14 protein-coding genes, 2 tRNA genes and 5 pseudogenes are annotated in these 19729 nt (G+C 51.3%); 17 read left to right on the top strand and 4 right to left on the bottom strand.

What is annotated here, in order from left to right; all coding sequences use genetic code 11:
* The 14 genes and pseudogenes from glmM (at position 1) to KQP84_RS19595 (ending at position 14402) form a co-directional block, all read left to right on the top strand.
* Positions 1-1334 (top strand): annotated as a pseudogene (gene glmM / locus KQP84_RS19660) (phosphoglucosamine mutase).
* A gap of 217 nt (positions 1335-1551) precedes the next feature.
* Complete coding sequence (gene secG / locus KQP84_RS19655) at positions 1552-1887, top strand: preprotein translocase subunit SecG (RefSeq protein WP_215848349.1); 336 nt, start codon at positions 1552-1554, stop codon at positions 1885-1887.
* Between the two features lie 49 nt (positions 1888-1936).
* Positions 1937-2023 (top strand) — tRNA-Leu (locus KQP84_RS19650).
* 59 nt (positions 2024-2082) lie between these two features.
* A tRNA-Met gene (locus KQP84_RS19645) sits at positions 2083-2159 on the top strand.
* 206 nt (positions 2160-2365) lie between these two features.
* The gene (gene rimP / locus KQP84_RS19640) at positions 2366-2830 is read left to right on the top strand and encodes a ribosome maturation factor RimP (RefSeq protein ID WP_215847793.1); all 465 of its coding nucleotides are present in this window, start codon (positions 2366-2368) and stop codon (positions 2828-2830) included.
* Positions 2831-2841: 11 nt separating this feature from the next.
* Positions 2842-4328 (top strand): annotated as a pseudogene (gene nusA, locus KQP84_RS19635) (transcription termination factor NusA).
* Between the two features lie 17 nt (positions 4329-4345).
* Complete coding sequence (gene infB / locus KQP84_RS19630; protein WP_215847792.1) at positions 4346-7039, top strand: translation initiation factor IF-2; 2694 nt, start codon at positions 4346-4348, stop codon at positions 7037-7039.
* 61 nt (positions 7040-7100) lie between these two features.
* Positions 7101-7508, top strand: coding sequence for a 30S ribosome-binding factor RbfA (rbfA, locus tag KQP84_RS19625; RefSeq protein WP_215847791.1), 408 nt, complete (start codon positions 7101-7103; stop codon positions 7506-7508).
* Complete coding sequence (truB, locus tag KQP84_RS19620; protein WP_215847790.1) at positions 7508-8452, top strand: tRNA pseudouridine(55) synthase TruB; 945 nt, start codon at positions 7508-7510, stop codon at positions 8450-8452. Before rbfA ends, truB begins: the two co-directional genes overlap by 1 nt.
* Before the next feature lie 126 nt (positions 8453-8578).
* Positions 8579-8847: pseudogene (gene rpsO, locus KQP84_RS19615) on the top strand (30S ribosomal protein S15).
* 305 nt (positions 8848-9152) lie between these two features.
* Positions 9153-11286, top strand: a pseudogene (gene pnp / locus KQP84_RS19610) (polyribonucleotide nucleotidyltransferase).
* A gap of 129 nt (positions 11287-11415) precedes the next feature.
* A pseudogene (gene nlpI / locus KQP84_RS19605) lies at positions 11416-12299 on the top strand (lipoprotein NlpI).
* Between the two features lie 104 nt (positions 12300-12403).
* On the top strand, positions 12404-12460 hold the full coding sequence (gene yrbN, locus KQP84_RS26275; RefSeq protein ID WP_139810663.1) for a protein YrbN: 57 nt from the start codon (positions 12404-12406) through the stop codon (positions 12458-12460).
* Positions 12461-12476: 16 nt separating this feature from the next.
* The gene (locus KQP84_RS19595; protein ID WP_215847789.1) at positions 12477-14402 is read left to right on the top strand and encodes a DEAD/DEAH family ATP-dependent RNA helicase; all 1926 of its coding nucleotides are present in this window, start codon (positions 12477-12479) and stop codon (positions 14400-14402) included.
* Between the two features lie 270 nt (positions 14403-14672).
* Here KQP84_RS19595 and KQP84_RS19590 read toward each other — a convergent pair whose 3' ends face one another.
* The 3 genes from KQP84_RS19590 to ubiU all read right to left on the bottom strand — a co-directional run bounded on the left by KQP84_RS19590 (position 14673) and on the right by ubiU (position 17684).
* Positions 14673-15677, bottom strand: a complete 1005-nt coding sequence (locus KQP84_RS19590) for a luciferase-like monooxygenase (protein ID WP_215848348.1) — start codon at positions 15675-15677, stop codon at positions 14673-14675.
* Positions 15678-15794: 117 nt separating this feature from the next.
* Positions 15795-16679 (bottom strand): U32 family peptidase, encoded by an 885-nt coding sequence (locus KQP84_RS19585; RefSeq protein WP_215847788.1) that lies wholly within the window; start codon positions 16677-16679, stop codon positions 15795-15797.
* 9 nt (positions 16680-16688) lie between these two features.
* Positions 16689-17684: a ubiquinone anaerobic biosynthesis protein UbiU gene (gene ubiU, locus KQP84_RS19580; protein WP_215847787.1), complete on the bottom strand. Its 996-nt coding sequence runs from the start codon at positions 17682-17684 to the stop codon at positions 16689-16691.
* 202 nt (positions 17685-17886) lie between these two features.
* On the opposite strand from ubiU, the gene ubiT reads away from it, so the two are divergent.
* Together ubiT and KQP84_RS19570 are read left to right on the top strand one after the other, a co-directional pair.
* On the top strand, positions 17887-18411 hold the full coding sequence (gene ubiT / locus KQP84_RS19575) for a ubiquinone anaerobic biosynthesis accessory factor UbiT (protein ID WP_215847786.1): 525 nt from the start codon (positions 17887-17889) through the stop codon (positions 18409-18411).
* The gene (locus KQP84_RS19570) at positions 18405-18911 is read left to right on the top strand and encodes a GNAT family N-acetyltransferase (RefSeq protein WP_215847785.1); all 507 of its coding nucleotides are present in this window, start codon (positions 18405-18407) and stop codon (positions 18909-18911) included. The genes ubiT and KQP84_RS19570 overlap by 7 nt, the downstream gene beginning before the upstream one ends.
* Here the strand turns inward: KQP84_RS19570 and KQP84_RS19565 are convergent.
* Entirely contained in the window at positions 18904-19182 is a 279-nt protein-coding gene (locus KQP84_RS19565; protein WP_215848347.1) for a GIY-YIG nuclease family protein, read from the bottom strand. The two genes, KQP84_RS19570 and KQP84_RS19565, sit on opposite strands and share 8 nt — an antisense overlap.
* A gap of 93 nt (positions 19183-19275) precedes the next feature.
* Here KQP84_RS19565 and KQP84_RS19560 point away from each other — a divergent pair, with 93 nt between their 5' ends.
* A complete protein-coding gene (locus KQP84_RS19560; protein WP_215847784.1) occupies positions 19276-19716 on the top strand; it encodes a YhbP family protein in 441 nt (146 codons plus the stop codon).
* Positions 19717-19729 lie beyond the last annotated feature (13 nt).

Genomic DNA, 19729 nt, shown 5'->3' with positions numbered 1-19729 from the left:
ATGAGTAATCGTAAATATTTCGGTACAGATGGCATTCGCGGCAAAGTGGGTGAAGCACCTATTACACCTGATTTTGTACTGAAATTGGGCTGGGCGGCCGGTAAAGTGCTGGCGCGACACGGCTCAAAAAAATTATTATCGGCAAAGATACGCGTATTTCTGGTTACATGCTGGAATCAGCATTAGAAGCGGGTTTAGCCGCGGCAGGATTATCCGCAGCCTTTACAGGGCCAATGCCTACGCCCGCCATCGCTTATCTGACTCGCACTTTTCGTGCCGAAGCTGGCATTGTGATCTCCGCGTCGCATAATCCTTTTGACGATAATGGCATTAAATTTTTCTCATCTGAGGGCACTAAATTGCCTGACGAAGTAGAGGAAGCCATTGAATTAGAAATGGAAAAGCCGATTACTTGTGTCGAGTCAGCTGCATTAGGGCGCGCTAGCCGTATTGTCGATGCTGCCGGACGTTACATTGAATTTTGCAAAGGCACCTTTCCAAGCGAACTCAATCTCAACGGACTGAAAATTGTGGTGGATTGCGCGAATGGCGCGACGTATCACATTGCTCCTAACGTATTGCGCGAATTGGGTGCGACGGTTATTGCTATTGCCACCCAGCCGGATGGGATGAACATCAACAAAGAGTGCGGCGCGACCGATCTGAAAATGCTTCAGCAGCGTGTACTCGCCGAAAAAGCGGACATCGGCTTAGCCTATGACGGCGACGGCGATCGCATCATGATGGTTGATCATCTTGGCGAAAAAGTGGATGGCGACCAGATTCTCTACATCATCGCGCGTGAAGGCTTGCGTCAAGGCCAATTGCGCGGCGGTGTAGTCGGCACGCTGATGAGTAATATGGGCTTAGAGTTGGCGCTTAAGCAGTTAGGCATTCCTTTTGTTCGGGCTAAAGTCGGTGACCGCTATGTGCTGGAAAAAATGCAGGAAAAAGGCTGGCGCTTAGGAGCAGAGAACTCTGGTCATGTCATTTTGCTGGATAAAACCACGACGGGTGATGGCATCGTAGCAAGTTTGCAAGTACTCACTGCAATGGTGCGTAACCATATGAGCCTGCACGATTTGTGCAGCGGTATGAAAATGCTGCCTCAGGTATTAGTCAATGTACGCTTTACGGGTGAACACGATCCGCTGGAAAGCGAAGCAGTGAAAGCGGTAACCGTAGAAGTGGAAAAAGCCCTGGCTGGACGTGGTCGCGTATTGCTCCGTAAATCAGGAACTGAACCTCTGATTCGCGTCATGGTTGAAGGTGAAAACGAGGCACAGGTAATTGAATTAGCCAATCGTATCGCCGATCAAGTGAAGGCTGTTTAAGCTGTTTAAAGGCGGTCGGCAATAGGCCGAACCGCCTGTAAAATCACCGGGATGGCGCTTTTTTCTGCAATCAGCGTGTCTGTTGCAAATTGCACTTGCAGAGGTATGCGCCTTTGGTTAGTATTCACACCCGCTTCTGATGGGTGATGACGAGATATCCCATCAATACTGGTTGAAGCTTTAACTGTACGATTACCGTGCAAGGAACAGGTTGAATATGTACGAAGCTCTTTTAGTTGTTTTCCTTATTGTAGCTATCGCCCTCGTGGGTATGATCATGCTGCAGCAAGGCAAAGGCGCTGATATGGGAGCCTCATTCGGTGCAGGCGCATCCGGTACGTTGTTTGGTTCAAATGGGTCAGGAAACTTCATGACTCGTATGACTGGCATCTTAGCGGCATTGTTCTTCATCATCAGCTTGGTTCTGGGTAATTTGAACAGCAATAAAACTTCGAAAGGAAGCGAGTGGGAAAATCTTTCTGCGCCAGCGCAGTCTCAGCAGACTGAACAGCCAGCGCAACCGGCAACGCCGGGTAACGATATTCCTAAGTAAATTCGTCAACGCTTGCGACGCAACTGATTCACGTTGCGGTCTGAAAAGTGCCGAGGTGGTGGAATTGGTAGACACGCTACCTTGAGGTGGTAGTGCCCGATTGGGCTTACGGGTTCAAGTCCCGTCCTCGGTACCAAATCTTAGTATTACTTGCATTTAATGCATGTTCGGCGTAATATTCGCCACGTTTTCGGACGCGGGGTGGAGCAGCCTGGTAGCTCGTCGGGCTCATAACCCGAAGGTCGTCGGTTCAAATCCGGCCCCCGCAACCACTTTCCCTTAGAGTTCTTTTTCAAATATACTGTATGCATCCACGGGCGCATTCGCAGCGAATTTTAAAAAATTCTTTTGGATTGGGTCCGAGCGCTTCGCGGCATACAGGGTCCAGTGATAAAAAGCCCCGAATTTTCGGGGTTTTTTGTTATTAGCGAATCGTAATACTGGGCTTTAGGCCCTTTTTTTATGTCTTGGGGTGGGCTTGTCCACATTAGAGCAAAAATTGACAGATTTGATATCGGCTCCGGTAGAAGCACTGGGCTACGAACTGGTGGGAATTGAATTCGTTCGGAGTCGCACATCAATCCTGCGCATCTATATTGATAGTGAAGATGGCATCAATGTCGATGATTGCGCGGATGTCAGCCACCAGGTGAGCGCAGTAATGGATGTTGAAGATCCCATTACCGTGCCTTACAACCTTGAGGTGTCCTCACCGGGACTCGATCGTCCGCTGTTTACCGCTGAACATTATGAGCGCTATGCAGGTGATGAAGTGACTCTGGTGCTGCGTATGGCCGTTCAAAACCGCCGTAAATGGCAGGGAATCATCAAGTCTGTAGAAGGCGAGATGATCACGGTAAACGTTGAGGGTAAAGATGAAGTGTTCGCGCTGAGTAATATTCAGAAAGCGAACCTGGTCCCCACTTTTAAAAGTCCGGATTGAGGCTAACCAGGATGAATAAAGAGATCTTAGCTGTTGTAGAAGCCGTTTCTAACGAAAAAGCCCTGCCGCGTGAGAAAATCTTCGAAGCGCTGGAGAGCGCGCTGGCTACTGCGACCAAGAAAAAGTACGAGCAAGAAATTGAGGTGCGCGTAAGCATTGATCGCAGAAGTGGCGATTTCGATACTTTCCGCCGTTGGGAGATCGTAAACGAGGTTACACAGCCAACGCGCGAGATCACACTGGATGCGGCCCGCTTCGAAGACGAAGCATTCAATCTGGGCGAATATGTTGAAGATCAGATTGAATCGGTTACTTTTGACCGCATTACTACTCAAACCGCGAAGCAGGTTATCGTACAAAAAGTACGTGAAGCTGAGCGTGCGATGGTGGTTGATCAATTCCGCGAGCAGGAAGGCGAAATCATTACTGGCGTGGTAAAAAAGTTAACCGCGACAATATTTCGTTAGACTTAGGCAGCAATGCCGAAGCGGTGATTCTGCGTGAAGATATGCTGCCGCGTGAAAACTTCCGCCCAGGCGACCGCATTCGTGGCGTACTCTATTCAGTACGACCTGAAGCGCGTGGCGCGCAGCTGTTTGTGACGCGTTCCAAACCGGAAATGTTGATCGAACTGTTCCGCATCGAAGTGCCAGAAATTGGCGAAGAAGTGATTGAAATTAAAGCCGCCGCTCGTGATCCGGGCTCGCGTGCCAAAATTGCTGTAAAAACCAATGACAAACGTATCGATCCGGTAGGTGCTTGTGTGGGTATGCGCGGTGCGCGTGTTCAGGCTGTATCCAGCGAACTGGGTGGCGAGCGTATCGATATCGTGCTGTGGGATGACAATCCGGCACAGTTTGTTATTAATGCCATGGCTCCGGCTGATGTGGCATCAATCGTGGTTGATGAAGATAATCACACCATGGATATCGCTGTAGAAGCTGGAAATCTGGCTCAGGCGATCGGCCGTAACGGCCAAAACGTGCGTCTGGCTTCCCAATTAAGTGGTTGGGAACTGAACGTGATGACCGTCGATGATCTGCAAGCTAAGCATCAGGCTGAAGCACATGCAGCTATCGATATGTTCACCAAACATCTCGACGTTGATGAAGAATTCGCTACCATTCTGGTGGAAGAAGGATTCTCTTCGCTGGAAGAATTGGCTTATGTGCCTATCGACGAGCTGTTGGAAATTGACGGCCTCGACGAAGAGACCATTGAAGCCCTGCGTGAACGAGCAAAAAATGCGTTAACCACCCTGGCATTAGCGAAAGAAGAGAGCCTTGGTAATCAGGAGCCCGCTGAGGATCTTCTGAATCTTGAGGGCTTGGATCGTGCGCTGGCTTATCGCCTGGCAGCAAAAGGCGTTTGCACGCTGGAAGATCTCGCTGAGCAAGGTGTTGACGATCTGACGGATATTGAAGGCATGACTGATGAGCAAGCAGGCTCGCTAATTATGGCCGCACGAAATATCTGCTGGTTCGGCGATGACGCGTAATAACAGGAAGGAACAGCATGACAGATGTAACCGTAAAATCGCTGGCCGCAGAAATTCAGACTCCGGTCGATCGCCTGGTACAGCAATTTGCTGATGCGGGGATCCCTAAGTCTGAAAACGACGCCGTATCCCAGCACGAGAAAGAAACCTTACTGTCTCACTTGAATCGTGAGCATGGTCAGGCCGGTTCAAGCAAGCTGACGTTGCAGCGTAAAACGCGTAGCACCTTGAATATTCCTGGCACCGGGGGTAAAAGTAAGTCGGTGCAAATTGAAGTCCGCAAAAAGCGTACATACGTGAAAGGCGATGCAGATGCTGAGCAAGCTCAGGCAGAAGCTGAAGCCGAGGCACAGCGTGTAGCGGAAGAGCAGGCGCAACGCGAGGCTGAAGAAAAAGCCCGTCGCGATGCTGAACAGAAAGCGCAACGTGAAGCCGAAGAAAAAGCCAAGCGCGAAGCCGCTGACAAGGCCAAACGTGCAGCAGCGGAAAATGAGAAAGTGAATAATCAACCTACCGATGACGTGACCAAGGCTGCGCAATCTGACAAAGCCCGTCGCGAAGCAGAAGCTGCCGAACTTAAGCGTAAAGCTGAAGAAGAAGCACGTCGTAAACTCGAAGAGGCTGCCCGCCTCGTAGCAGAAGAAGCCCGCCGTCTGGCCGAAGAGAAATCGGCCGAATGGGAGAAACCAGAAGAAGAGGATAAAGGCGACTATCACGTCACCACCTCGACTCACGCCCGTCAGGCGGAAGACGAGAATGATCGTCAGGTTGAAGCGGGTCGTGCACGTGCGCGTACTACTGCTAAAGCAACGCGTCCGGCTAAAAAAGGCAACAAGCATTCTGAAGCCAAAACTGACCGTGAAGAAGCGCGTGCCGCTATTCGTGGTGGTAAAGGCGGTAAACATCGCAAGCCAAGTGCTCTGCAGCAGGGCTTTAACAAGCCAGCTCAGGCCGTGAACCGCGATGTTGTCATCGGTGAAACCATTACTGTAGCTGAACTGGCTAACAAAATGGCGGTGAAAGGTTCTCTGGTCATCAAAGCGATGATGCGAATGGGCGCTATGGCGACCATCAACCAGGTTATCGATCAGGAAACCGCTCAGCTGGTTGCTGAAGAAATGGGCCATAAAGTTACCCTTCGTCGTGAGAACGAGCTGGAAGAAGCGGTAATGGACGATCGTGACACCGATGCTGCACAGGAATCTCGTGCACCGGTTGTGACCATCATGGGCCACGTTGACCACGGTAAAACCTCTTTGCTGGATTACATCCGCTCTACCAAAATCGCCTCTGGCGAAGCGGGCGGCATTACTCAGCATATCGGTGCTTATCACGTCGAAACTGACAACGGTATGGTGACCTTCCTTGATACCCCGGGACACGCCGCGTTTACCGCAATGCGTGCACGTGGTGCTCAGGCTACGGATATCGTAATCCTGGTTGTTGCAGCCGATGATGGCGTAATGCCACAGACCATCGAAGCAATCCAGCACGCCAAAGCAGCGAAAGTGCCGGTTGTTGTTGCGGTGAACAAGGTTGATAAGCCAGAAGCCGATCCAGATCGCGTTAAAAACGAACTGACTCAGTACGGAATCATTCCGGAAGAGTGGGGCGGCGAAAACATGTTCGTTAATGTCTCTGCTAAAGCAGGTACCGGCATTGATGATCTGTTGAATGCGATTCTGCTGCAGGCAGAAGTATTAGAATTAACCGCTATCCGTGAAGGTATGGCGAGCGGCGTGGTTATCGAATCGTTCCTCGACAAAGGTCGTGGTCCGGTTGCAACCGTGCTGGTACGTGAAGGTACGCTGAACAAAGGCGATATCGTACTGTGTGGCTTCGAATATGGCCGTGTACGTGCGATGCGTGACGAACTGGGCCGCGAAGTGATGGAAGCTGGTCCTTCGATTCCTGTTGAGATCCTGGGTCTTTCTGGTGTGCCAGCAGCAGGCGACGAAGCGACTGTTGTACGTGACGAGAAGAAAGCGCGTGAAGTTGCACTGTATCGTCAGGGTAAATTCCGCGAAGTGAAACTGGCGCGTCAGCAGAAGTCGAAGTTGGAGAACATGTTCGCCAACATGACCGAAGGCGAAGTGTCCGAGCTGAACATCGTGCTGAAAGCCGATGTACAGGGTTCAGTGGAAGCGATCTCCGACTCCTTGCTGAAACTCTCCACCGACGAAGTGAAGGTGAAGATTGTTGGCTCTGGCGTGGGTGGTATCACCGAAACCGACGCAACGCTGGCTGCAGCTTCTAACGCAATCATCCTTGGCTTTAACGTACGTGCCGATGCATCAGCACGTCGTGTCATCGACGCTGAAAGCGTAGATCTGCGTTACTACTCGGTCATCTATAGCTTGATCGATGAAGTTAAAGCAGCGATGAGCGGTATGTTGGCACCTGAGTACAAACAGCAGATTATTGGTCTGGCTGAAGTACGTGACGTGTTCAAATCACCGAAATTTGGCGCTATCGCAGGTTGTATGGTGACGGAAGGTAACATTAAACGTCACAATCCAATTCGCGTTCTGCGTGACAACGTGGTGATTTACGAGGGTGAGCTCGAATCACTGCGTCGCTTTAAAGATGACGTTAACGAAGTACGTAACGGCATGGAGTGTGGTATCGGCGTTAAGAACTACAATGACGTACGTACCGGCGACATGATTGAAGTCTTTGAAGTGATTGAAGTTAAACGCACCATCGAGTAATAGACGATGTGATGCAATTTGGGAGGCCGCTGGCCTCCCGAATTATTTGGGAGAAATAATTATGGCGAAAGAATTTGGTCGCCCGCAGCGCGTGTCACAAGAGCTGCAAAAAGAGATCGCGATGATTTTGCAACGCGAAATTAAAGATCCACGTCTGGGCATGATGGTTACTGTCTCCGGCGTTGAGGTCTCCCGCGATCTCGCTTATGCCAAAGTGTTTGTTACCTTCCTCAATGATAAAGATGAAGAAGCGGTCAAGAATGGCCTGAAGGCATTAAAAGAAGCCTCTGGCTATATTCGTATTCTGCTGGGCAAAGCCATGCGCCTGCGAATCGTGCCTGAACTGACTTTCTTCTACGACAACTCGTTGATCGAAGGGATGCGCATGTCGAATCTCGTCAGCAGCGTAGTGAAAAGCGACGTTGAACGTCGTGGTACAGATGCAAAGGATGAGGACGAGGAAGCGTAATGAGTCGTCCTCGTCGTCGCGGCCGCGATGTCCATGGCGTTCTGCTACTGGACAAGCCGCAAGGTGCCTCTTCCAATGATGTCTTGCAAAAAGTGAAGCGTATCTTCAACGCCAACCGCGCAGGACACACTGGCGCGCTCGATCCACTGGCGACCGGTATGCTGCCGATTTGCTTGGGCGAAGCCACCAAGTTTTCTCAATACCTGTTGGATTCCGATAAGCGTTATCGTGTTATTGCTCGTCTTGGTGAGCGAACAGACACGTCGGATGCTGACGGAAGCGTAGTGCAAACGCGCCCAGTAAAATTTAGTCAGTCTGAACTCGATAGCGCGCTAGAGAGTTTCCGCGGTGATACTTTGCAGGTACCTTCAATGTTTTCAGCATTGAAGCATCAAGGTCGCCCGCTCTATGAATATGCACGTCAAGGCATTGAGATTGAGCGTGAAGCACGTCCCATCACTGTTTACGAACTGCAGTTTATTCGCTGGCAAGATGATGAGCTTGAGCTGGAAATCCACTGTTCTAAAGGCACTTATATTCGCACCATTATCGACGATTTAGGTGAAAAGCTTGGCTGTGGTGCACATGTCATCATGCTGCGTCGTGTACAGGTTGCGCGTTATCCCTTTGAGAAAATGGTCACGCTGGAGCAGCTCACTGCGCTGGCTACCGCAGCAACAGAAGCTGGTCTTTCCTTAGAAGAGCAGCTTGATCCTCTGTTGTTACCGATGGACAGCCCGGCATCTGATTTTCCTGAAGTGAATTTGCCACTGGCTGCCGCAGCCTATTTCAAGCAGGGCCAGCCTGTGCACGCCAGCAATTCACCTGCCTCGGGATTGGTTCGCGTCTACGAAGGTGATGAGCGCAAATTCATCGGCATGGCTGAAATTGCCGATGACGGGCGCGTGGCGCCACGTCGTTTGGTAGTTGAGTATCAAGATTAAGCCACGCCCTGTTTTTGTCTGAGGGCATTTGCGTTGCTATCGGACGAAGAGTAGAATGGTGCGGCTTTAAAGCGGGATGCTGAATTAGAGATCGGCACCCATACATTCATTTAACTGGAGTTTATTATGTCTCTAAGCGTAGAAGCTAAAGCAGAGATCGTTGCTAAATATGGTCGTGGTGCTAACGACAGCGGTTCAACTGAAGTTCAGGTTGCTCTGTTGACCGCGCAGATCAGCCATCTGCAGGGCCACTTCTCTGAGCACAAAAAGACCACCACAGCCGTCGCGGTCTGCTGCGTATGGTATCACAGCGTCGTAAGCTGCTGGATTACCTGAAGCGTAAAGACGTTGCACGCTACAGCAGCCTGATCGAAAGTCTCGGTCTGCGTCGCTAAGTCTGAAGAATCTGATCGAAGGTGCTGCGCAGTAATTTGCAAAGAACATCCCATACGATCAGATTTGTGCGAGTTTCGCGAAAAGGGGGCCTTTATGGCCCCTTTTTTCGAGCAATCCGCAGCAATCCGGGCCAAACTCATGTATTGTTGCTTAGAGTGATCTTCGATTGCAGAGGTTCGCGCGGCTAATGAGAGGCTTTACCGCATGGGCGGTTAAGGTTGTCATTAGTCGCGAGGATGCAACAGAAGATCGGTAATCAATGGCAGGCTAAAGATGGCTTGCCCCGAAGTTAAGGATTTTAATTTTGCTGAACCCGATCGTACGCAAATTCCAATATGGTCAGCATACCGTCACGCTGGAAACTGGCATGATGGCACGCCAGGCCACTGCAGCTGTTATGGTAAGCATGGATGACACTGCGGTATTTGTTACCGTTGTAGGCCAGAAAAATCTAAACCAGGCCAGGATTTCTTCCCGCTGACTGTAAACTATCAAGAACGTACCTATGCAGCAGGTCGCATCCCGGGCAGTTTCTTCCGTCGTGAAGGCCGTCCAAGCGAAGGCGAAACGCTGATCGCGCGTCTGATTGACCGCCCGATTCGCCCGCTGTTCCCAGAAGGTTTCGTTAACGAAGTTCAGGTTATCGCGACTGTTGTTTCTGTAAACCCACAAGTTCACCCTGACATCGTTGCGATGATCGGTGCATCAGCAGCGCTGTCGCTGTCTGGTCTGCCTTTCAACGGCCCGATCGGTTCTGCACGCGTAGGTTACATTAACGATCAGTATGTGCTGAACCCAACTGCAGATGAGCTCAAAGAATCTCGTCTGGATCTGGTGGTTGCAGGTACGCAGAATGCTGTACTGATGGTTGAATCTGAAGCAGAGATCCTGTCTGAAGAGCAAATGCTGGGTGCCGTAGTATTTGGCCACGATCAGCAGCAAATCGTTATCGAAAACATTAACTCACTGGTTGCTGAAGCAGGTAAACCACGTTGGGATTGGCAGCCAGAAGCGCCAAACGTTTCACTGAATGCACGCATTGCAGCTCTGGCTGAAACTCGCCTGAGCGATGCTTATCGCATCACTGAAAAACAGCAGCGTTATGAGCAGGTTAACCTGATCAAGAGCGAAACTACGGCTGCTCTGCTCGCTGAAGAAGAAACGCTGGATGAAGGTGAAATCAGCGATCTGCTGCACGCTATCGAGAAAAACGTTGTACGTACTCGCATCCTGAATGGTGAATTGCGTATCGATGGTCGCGAAAAAGATATGATTCGTGGTCTGGATGTGCGCACTGGCGTACTGCCGCGTACTCATGGCTCCTCTCTGTTTACCCGTGGTGAAACTCAGGCGCTGGTAACAGCCACGCTGGGTACGACACGTGATGCGCAGAATCTGGATGAGCTGATGGGTGAACGCACCGACAGCTTCCTGTTCCACTATAACTTCCCTCCGTACTCCGTAGGTGAAACCGGTATGGTGGGATCGCCTAAGCGTCGTGAAATTGGTCACGGTCGTCTGGCAAAACGCGGTGTGTTGGCAGTTATGCCAAAAGCGGAAGATTTCCTTACACCGTTCGAGTTGTGTCTGAAATCACCGAATCTAACGGTTCATCTTCAATGGCTTCTGTATGTGGTGCATCGCTGGCCCTGATGGATGCAGGTGTACCGATCAAAGCGGCCGTTGCGGGTATCGCGATGGGCTTGGTTAAAGAAGACGAAAAATTTGTCGTGCTGTCAGACATCCTGGGTGACGAAGATCACCTCGGCGACATGGACTTCAAAGTAGCGGGTAGCCGTGAAGGTATCACTGCGCTGCAAATGGATATCAAAATCGAAGGTATCACTCGCGAAATCATGCAAGTGGCTTTGAATCAGGCTAAGGGTGCGCGTCTGCACATTCTGGGCGTGATGGAACAGGCTATCAGCACGCCGCGTACTGAAATCTCTGAATTTGCGCCACGCATTTACACCATCAAGATCAGTTCAGACAAGATCAAAGATGTCATCGGTAAAGGCGGCTCAGTAATTCGTGCGCTGACTGAAGAAACCGGCACTACCATTGAAATTGAAGACGACGGCACCGTGAAAATCGCGGCAACCGATGGTCTGAAAGCGAAAGAAGCGATTCGCCGTATCGAAGAGATTACAGCTGAAATCGAAGTAGGCCGTATCTACAGCGGTAAAGTCACCCGCATCGTAGATTTTGGTGCCTTCGTCGCTATCGGTGGTGGTAAAGAAGGTCTGGTGCATATTTCTCAAATTGCTGACAAGCGCGTTGAGAAAGTCACCGATTATCTGCAGATGGGTCAAGAAGTGCCCGTTAAAGTGATGGAAGTTGATCGCCAAGGCCGCGTACGTCTGAGCATCAAAGAAGCCACAGAGACAAAACCGCAGGTTGAAGAAGCTGCAGCTGTGAGCACACCTGACGCAGAGTAAGACGTTCCTGATTTGCCTCTCCTTGCTTAGCAGGGAGAGGCGTTTGTGTTATCGCGAGGGCGGGAATCCTTGTGCGCAGCAGGCGGATGACAGGACGGTTATCCTAATGTTTGTATTCGGGAGTGGGAAATGAAGCCTTTTTTGCGCTGGTGTTTTGTTGCGACAGCTTTGACGCTGGCAGGATGCAGCAACTCCAATTGGCGTAAGAACGAAGTTCTTGCAGTACCTTTACAGCCCACACTGCAGCAAGAAGTGATTCTGGCGCGCATGGAACAAATTCTTGCCAGTCGAGCCCTCACCGATGATGAACGCGCACAGCTGTTATATGAGCGCGGAGTGTTGTATGATAGTTTAGGTCTGCGGGCATTAGCGCGAAACGATTTTTCGCAAGCGCTGTCTATAAGACCGGATATGCCAGAAGTATTTAATTACCTCGGCATATACTTAACGCAGGCTGGCAACTTTGATGCCGCCTATGAAGCGTTTGATTCTGTACTTGAGCTTGATCCAACTTACAACTATGCGCATTTAAACCGTGGTATCGCCCTCTATTACGGCGGTCGATACAAGTTAGCGCAAGATGATCTGCTGGCGTTTTATCAAGACGATCCTAACGATCCTTTCCGCAGTTTGTGGCTTTATCTCGTTGAACGCGAGATGGATGTCGACAAAGCAAAAGTAACTTTGCAACAGCGTTACGACAAAGCGGTTCGAGATCAATGGGGATGGAACATTGTCGAGTTCTACTTGGGCGATATCAGCGAAAAAACGCTGATGGAACGTCTCAAGATGGACGCAACGGATAACACCTCGCTCGCTGAACATCTCAGTGAAACCAACTTCTATTTAGGTAAGTACTACCTAAGTCTGGGGAGAAGGACGACGCGAAAGCGTTGTTCAAACTGGCGGTGGCCAACAATGTAAATAACTTTGTTGAACACCGATACGCATTGTTGGAACTGGCGCAACTCGGCCAGGCACAAGACGATTTATCAGAATCTGACCAGCAATAGCTGACGAACTTTTATTGCCTAAAAACCTGTAAAGTCATCATCTTGATAGGTGAGGGCTTTCCTGTTCGTCAAAACTTCTAATTTGAGCCGGTTCACACTTTTTGATGAAAATAACTGAAAGTTTTCACGACGAGTTATGTAGACTGGCCGCCGCAATCTAAGAGGCACGTGTACTACATGACTGATATTCAAACCACTTTTGCTGACCTTGGCCTGAACGCCGACATCCTCGAATCACTGAACGGTATGGGCTATGTTAAGCCATCCCCAATCCAGGCTGAGTGTATTCCTCACCTGCTGGCGGGCCGTGACGTGTTAGGCATGGCGCAGACCGGGAGTGGTAAAACCGCGGCCTTTTCTCTGCCGCTGTTAAACAACATTGATCCAACCGTCAAAGCACCACAAATTCTGGTGCTGGCACCGACCCGCGAATTGGCGGTTCAGGTTGCTGAAGCTGTAACTGATTTTGCTAAACACATGCGTGGACTGAACGTTGTGGCCCTTTACGGCGGCCAACGTTATGACGTACAGCTGCGCGCTTTGCGTCAGGGACCACAAGTCGTTGTGGGTACACCTGGCCGTCTGCTGGACCACCTGAAACGCGGCACGTTAGATCTTTCTAACCTGCGCGGTCTGGTGTTGGACGAAGCTGACGAAATGCTGCGTATGGGCTTCATCGAAGACGTTGAAACCATCATGGCTCAGATTCCAGCCGGTCATCAGACCGCTCTGTTCTCTGCAACCATGCCAGAAGCGATTCGTCGTATTACTAAACGCTTCATGAAAGATCCTCAGGAAGTGCGTATTCAGTCAAGCCTGACCACGCGCCCGGACATCAGCCAGTCTTACTGGACCGCTTACGGTCGTAAAACCGACGCGCTGGTTCGTTTCCTTGAGTCTGAAGATTTTGATGCCGCTATCATCTTTGTGCGCACCAAAAACGCAACACTGGAAGTGGCCGAAGCGCTGGAGCGTAGCGGTTACAACAGTGCTGCATTGAACGGTGACATGAACCAGGCGCTGCGTGAGCAGACTCTGGAGCGCCTGAAAGATGGTCGTCTGGATATCCTGATTGCAACCGACGTTGCTGCACGTGGTCTGGATGTTGAGCGCATCAGCCTGGTTGTCAACTATGACATCCCGATGGACGCAGAATCTTACGTTCACCGTATCGGCCGTACCGGTCGTGCGGGTCGTGCTGGCCGCGCGCTGCTGTTCGTTGAGAACCGCGAGCGTCGTCTGCTGCGCAACATCGAACGCACCATGAAGTTGACTATTCCAGAAGTTGAGCTGCCTAACGCAGAGCTGCTGGGTGAACGTCGTCTGGCTAAATTTGCTGCTAAAGTTCAGCAGCAGCTGGAAAGCAGCGATCTGGATCTGTATCGCGCGCTGCTGGCTAAGATGCAGCCAGAAGATGAGATGGATTTAGAAACGTTGGCTGCTGCGCTGCTGAAAATGGCACAGGGTGAACGTCCACTGATTCTGCCACCAGAAGCACCGCGTCCAGCACGTCGTGAGTTCCGCGATCGTGATGAGCGTGATGGCCGCCGTGACAGCCGTGATTCACGTGGTCCACGCGAAAACCGTGAAGGTGGCGATCGTCCACGTCGCGAGCGTCGTGATGTCGGTGAGATGCAGCTGTATCGTATCGAAGTAGGCCGTGATGATGGTGTTGAAGTTCGTCATATCGTTGGTGCTATTGCTAACGAAGGTGATATCAGCAGTCGTTACATCGGTAACATCAAGCTGTTTGGTACGCACTCAACAATCGAGCTGCCGAAAGGCATGCCTGGCGATGTGCTGCAGCACTTCACTCGTACGCGTATTCTGAACAAGCCGATGAATATGCAGTTGCTGGGTGATGCACAGCCAAACGAAGGTCGTGGCGGCGAACGTCGTCCAGGCGGTCGTGATGGCGGTGGCGAGCGTCGTGGCGGTCCAGCCGGTGCAAACCGTGAAGGTCGTGAAGGCGGTCGTCGTTTCTCTTCCGAGCGCCCAGCTGGCGGTCGTGAAGCAGGCGGACGCACTTTCAACCGTGAAGGTAGCCGTGGCCCACGTCGTGAAGACGGTGCCGCAGTAGCACCACGTCGTCGTGATGCATAAGACTTTGCTGGGCGGAAACGCCCACTGAGTTGCAATAAAAAGGAAGCCCATGTGGCTTCCTTTTTTTATGCATTTAACCCGTCCTGAATAGCGCTGGTCGCCTGCTGACGACGCGGACTTTTTTAAAATCCAGCATCATTCTGATCAGCGCTTCATTCCCCAGCAAACAAAGCGCATTGCACATCAGCAGCCTTCAAGCGTTTCAACGAGAAAATCCCGGTCCGAACTTTCGTCAATAAGCGGCAATAAAAAGCGCCACCACCAGAACAATTACAGGGTTCGAGCGGCTTCCATGGCAATGGCAAACGACCGCAAACGTGCTTGAGGATCATGAATCTGGCCGTTAACCATAATTTCATCTGCCTGCGTTTCACGCTGCAAGGCTGCTAATCCGTGACGTATTTTGTCAACGTCACCCACCAGAGACATGCTCAGTGCTTGTTGCACGCCATACTGTTCGGAAGGCGACCACAGATTATCCATGTTCTTAACCGGAGCAGGCAGCGGACCTGGTTTACCGCGACGCAGATTTATAAACTGCTGCTGCTGCGACGTAAACAGGAAGCGTGCGTCGCTGTCGCTATCAGCAGCAACGATGTTAATGCACACTGTCGCGTAAGGTTTGGCCAGTCGCGCAGAAGGTTGGAAGTTTTCGCGATAAACATGCAAAGCCTGGAATAACTGATCGGGCGCAAAATGCGAGGCAAAAGCAAACGGCAAGCCCATTTTGGCAGAAAGCTGCGCGCTATACAGGCTGGAACCGAGTAACCAGACGGGAATCTTCATCCCTAAACCGGGTACGGGCTGTACAGCGGGATGTTCGCCTTCTTCAGCATCGAACCAGTTGATCAATTCCTGTACATCTTCCGGGAAGGTATCAGCATGAATCCCCGAAAGGTGGCGACGCAGCGCCATCATGGTCCGCTGATCCGAACCTGGCGCTCGGCCCAGTCCCAAATCTATACGGCCAGGATAAAGTGAAGCGAGCGTACCGAACTGCTCAGCGATCACCAATGGCGCATGGTTAGGTAACATGATGCCACCGGAACCTAACTGCAGTGTTTCGGTATTCGCGGCAAGATAGCCAATCAGCACAGCGGTTGCTGCGCTGGCAATGCCGGTCATATTGTGGTGCTCAGCCAGCCAGTAACGCTGGAAGCCTAAAGCTTCAGCCTGGCGGGCCAGCGCCAGCGAATTATGGAAAGCGTCACGCGCCGTGGCGTCTTGCGGAATTGGGGCCAGATCCAATACGGAAAGGCGGACGTTTTTTCTCAGACATGGGTACTCCAAAGTGTATGGCGCAGGCGTTAAACCCTTCTCCAACCAGTATTACGCATCATTACCCATATTAAAACTGTTAACACTGACCGAAATATAGCCTCTATGTGCCTTTCAGGGTTGCGGCGTTAATGCCATACCGGCGAGCTTGCGCCAGTAACCGTTACAGTCATTGCCTTTTGCTAGCAGCAATGGACTCTGGCCCTCTTCATTAGCGCGAAAGCGCTTAATTTCTGAAAGCGTACCGACGTTTTGCGGCGATAAGCGCACGATATCAACCCAATTATGCATGCCAACCAGATCGTTGCCGAGGTTATAGCAGTAGCCGCTCATGGTCTGAATGCCGTTAAGCACAAACACCTGCTGGCGTTCTTGTGACATCACGCGACGGCCATTGGGATAATTGATACAACAGGTTTCGCAGGCATCCTTGGCGCGATTTTCTGAACGTGCAGTAAAGCAGCGCGCCGATAGCGCCAGCGGCAGATTGCCGTAGCCAAGAATCTCTACTTCAAACTGCTGACGAATACCGCGCTCATCACACTGCTGAAGCAGCAGTAAAAGCCAGTCACGCGACATCTCAACCGGCATGCACCAGCGCGTCATTCCCTCTTTCACCAACAGTTGCAGCGTGTCGGTGTTATAAATATTGAGTGTTGGCCCGGCAACAAAGGGAAGATTGCGTTCCGCCGCCATATTCACCGTGCCGAAGTCATTCGCTTCAATGAGAAATTCGCCATTTTCGACATAACGCTGCAACTCCTTCAATTCAGAAGGGGATTGCAGCAGCGCCAGCGTGCTGATAACCACCTGTTTACCACTTGCTGCCAACTCGCGCGCCAGCATCATCCAACCCGAAAAAGAGGTGGCCCGGCGTTTGCTACAGACGGCTTCGCCCAGGTAAATGATTTCTGCGCTGCTGCTCGCGGCTTGATGATAAAACGCTTCCAGCTGATCGGCGGGCCAATACCAGAGCACCGGCCCAAGGGCATATTTCATAACGACTCCTTATTGCCACTCGCGGTGATACGCACCTAGCGTGGTTTGCGTACCTTCAGAAAGTGCACCCAGCGAATTCATCCATTGTGGTGCCACCACAAACTGTTCGGGTTGTGCGATACAGCGGTCAATCGCCTGCCGCCAGACACGGGCAACGTCAGCCACATACGCGGGGCTGCGTTGGCGTCCTTCAATCTTCACCGATGCCACGCCAGCCTTAAGCAGTTCGGGTAGCAGTTCCAGCGTGTTCAGACTGGTCGGCTCTTCCAGCACGTGATAAAGCTGCTCATCAACCTGGTAGCGGCCTTTACACAGCGTGGGATAACCGGCGCTTTCATTAGGCGCATAGCGATCAATCAACACTTCATTCAGCCGGGATTCCATGCCTGCAGGAGTTTGCTGCCAACGGACAAATTTTGCGGGCGAACAAGCGCCTGCGCTGTTGGGAGATTCACCCGTCAACCAGGATGAAAGATAACAACGGCCTTCAGCCATAATGCATAAACTGCCAAAGGCGAAGACTTCCAGCGGCACCGGCGTGCTGCGTGCCAGTTGTTTAACCTGATGAATCGATAGCACGCGCGGTAGCACCACACGATGCAAATTAAAATGGCGATGATAAAAACGAATCGCTTCAAGGTTGGTTGCTGAAGCCTGCACCGACAGATGACGTTCAACCTGCGGATAATGTTGAGTGGCATATTCCAGCGTCGCGATGTCGGCAAGGATTAACGCATCTGCGCCGTTTTGTGCCGCGACATCAATGGCTCGCTGCCAACGTCCTGCGCCATCGGGATGTGCAAAAGTGTTGATCGCCACATGCAATTTACGACGATGCTGATGAAGATAGCGCGCCGCTTCCGCTAGCTTCTTATCGGTGAAATTCAGCCCGGCAAAATGGCGTGCATTGGTGTCATCTTTCAGGCCAACGTAGACCGCGTCAGCCCCATTTTCTACCGCAGTGCGTACTGCCGGCAGATTCCCTGCTGGGCAAAGCAGCTCCATGGTCAATCCTCACGATATGCAATGGGCATCGAGTCTAGGCATACGTGCGGGAGAAAATGTTGATTTAAGGCAGTGAAACCCTAAATCATCAACGTGGCTGCTGTTTTTTTGGGCATTATTAGTCGGGTTTTATTGATCTGAGCGGACGCGCGGGCAACATGATGTGGCACTATACGTAAAATTTTTTAAGGGAGTAAAGAGTGTGTTTAGCCAGCTGCATGCGCATTGTGTCAAAAAAGGACCAAAAATCTTAGGGTTATCTGCATCACTCACCCCATTTTTCGTTAAAAAGTTGTTACTGCAACAACTCTTAAACTGGCAATTTCGTCATTCTTTGGCTGAAGGTGAGTTAAACTTTCTGGAAGGGCGCTTTCTGGGTATCGAAATTGGTGATGTGAATTTAACATGGGTCACCACGATTCAGAATGGCCAACTGGCGGTATTGCAGGATGCCGAAGCGGATGTCTGGTTTCGGGGCAATGCCAACGACTTATTGCTGGTGGCAGCACGTAAAGCAGATCCCGATATGTTATTTTTTCAACGCCGACTGGTTATTGAAGGCGATACAGAATTGGGACTGGAGGTGAAGAACGTAATGGATGCAATTGAACTTGACGCCATGCCCACGCCGTTACGCACGGGATTGCAGCAGCTTGCTGCTTTTGTGGAAGCTGGTATGACACTGGACTCAAAAGCCGCTCAGGCACGCGCAGGTGACACATGTTGATTCGAACCGAGATTGGTGTCGATGCAGCAGGTATCGACAGTTTACTGAAACGCTGCTTCAAGAGCGCCGCCGAAGCGGAATTAACACAGTCATTACGCGAAGATGGTTTACTCACGCTTGGCGTAGTGGCCACGGACGATGAAGGTCAGGTTTTAGGTTATGCGGCTTTCAGTCCAGTGACGTTGCAAGGTGAAGATCGTGGCTGGGTAGCCTTAGCCCCGTTGGCGGTGGATGAAAGCTTGCGCGGTCAAGGCATCGCCAAGCAGCTGATTTATGAAGGGCTGGATACGCTCAACGAGTTCGGCTACAGCGCGGTCGTGGTGCTAGGCGATCCGGCATTTTTTAACCGCTTTGGTTTTGAACCGGCGGCGCGACACGGCCTACATTGCCGCTGGCAGGGCGCAGAAGCAGCTTTCCAGATCTACCGTCTGGCGGAGGACGCTTTTGAGGGCGCAGAAGGACAAGTCGAGTTCGGCGAACCCTTTAATCGCTTCAACTAAACCAGTCCTCAAGGCTGGCAGGTTGGCTGGCGACTAACAGCAGTTTTTGCTGACGCGTCAGCTGCTTAACCTGATACTCCAGTTGCGATGCTCGGGCACGATCGCCAGCTTCGCAATGGAACACTAAATCAAGAGGACCTTTGCCGCGCAGGGCGCGAGCACCGCGTCCATTTTGATGCTGATTAACGCGACGAATGACGTCAGTGGTAATTCCTGTGTAAAGGATGCCTGCGGCAGTGCGCACAATGTAGAGCTGCCAGCTCTGATTCATAACCCATTTTCTCTCAATAATGCCTGCCGGGCAGTGTAGCGCGCTTGTGGCGTGGCGGCTATCTGGCGAATTGCGCATTGAATGGAGCGCCTTGTGTCCGACCGTCCTCATCTGGTTCGTTACCTGAAAAAGCAACACGTTCTTTCTCTCTGCTGTACTGCGGACAGTGAATTATGGTGCGCCAACTGTTTTTATGTTTTTGATGAAACGCGCATGGCCTTTTGGATCATGACGGAGACAGATACGCGCCACGGCTTGTTGTTAATGAAAAATACGCAAGTGGCGGGCACCGTGAATGGTCAACCTAAAACGGTGTTATTGATAAAAGGCGTACAGTATCGCGGGCGAATCGCGTTATTAAACAGTGAAGATGAGACTGAATCGATAGCGCGTCAGGCTTATCAGAAGCGCTTCCCTGTTGCGCGCAAAGTTTCCGCACCGCTTTGGGAGATTCGTTTAGACGAATTGAAAATGACTGATAATGCCTTGGGATTCGGTAAGAAGATTATCTGGCAGCGAGCCAATCTGGACTGAAAATTCCCTTTCC

The sequence above is a fragment of the Candidatus Pantoea bituminis genome (assembly GCF_018842675.1).
GTDB classification, from domain to species: domain Bacteria; phylum Pseudomonadota; class Gammaproteobacteria; order Enterobacterales; family Enterobacteriaceae; genus Pantoea; species Pantoea phytostimulans.
This window is presented reverse-complemented; position numbering and strand designations above follow the sequence as displayed.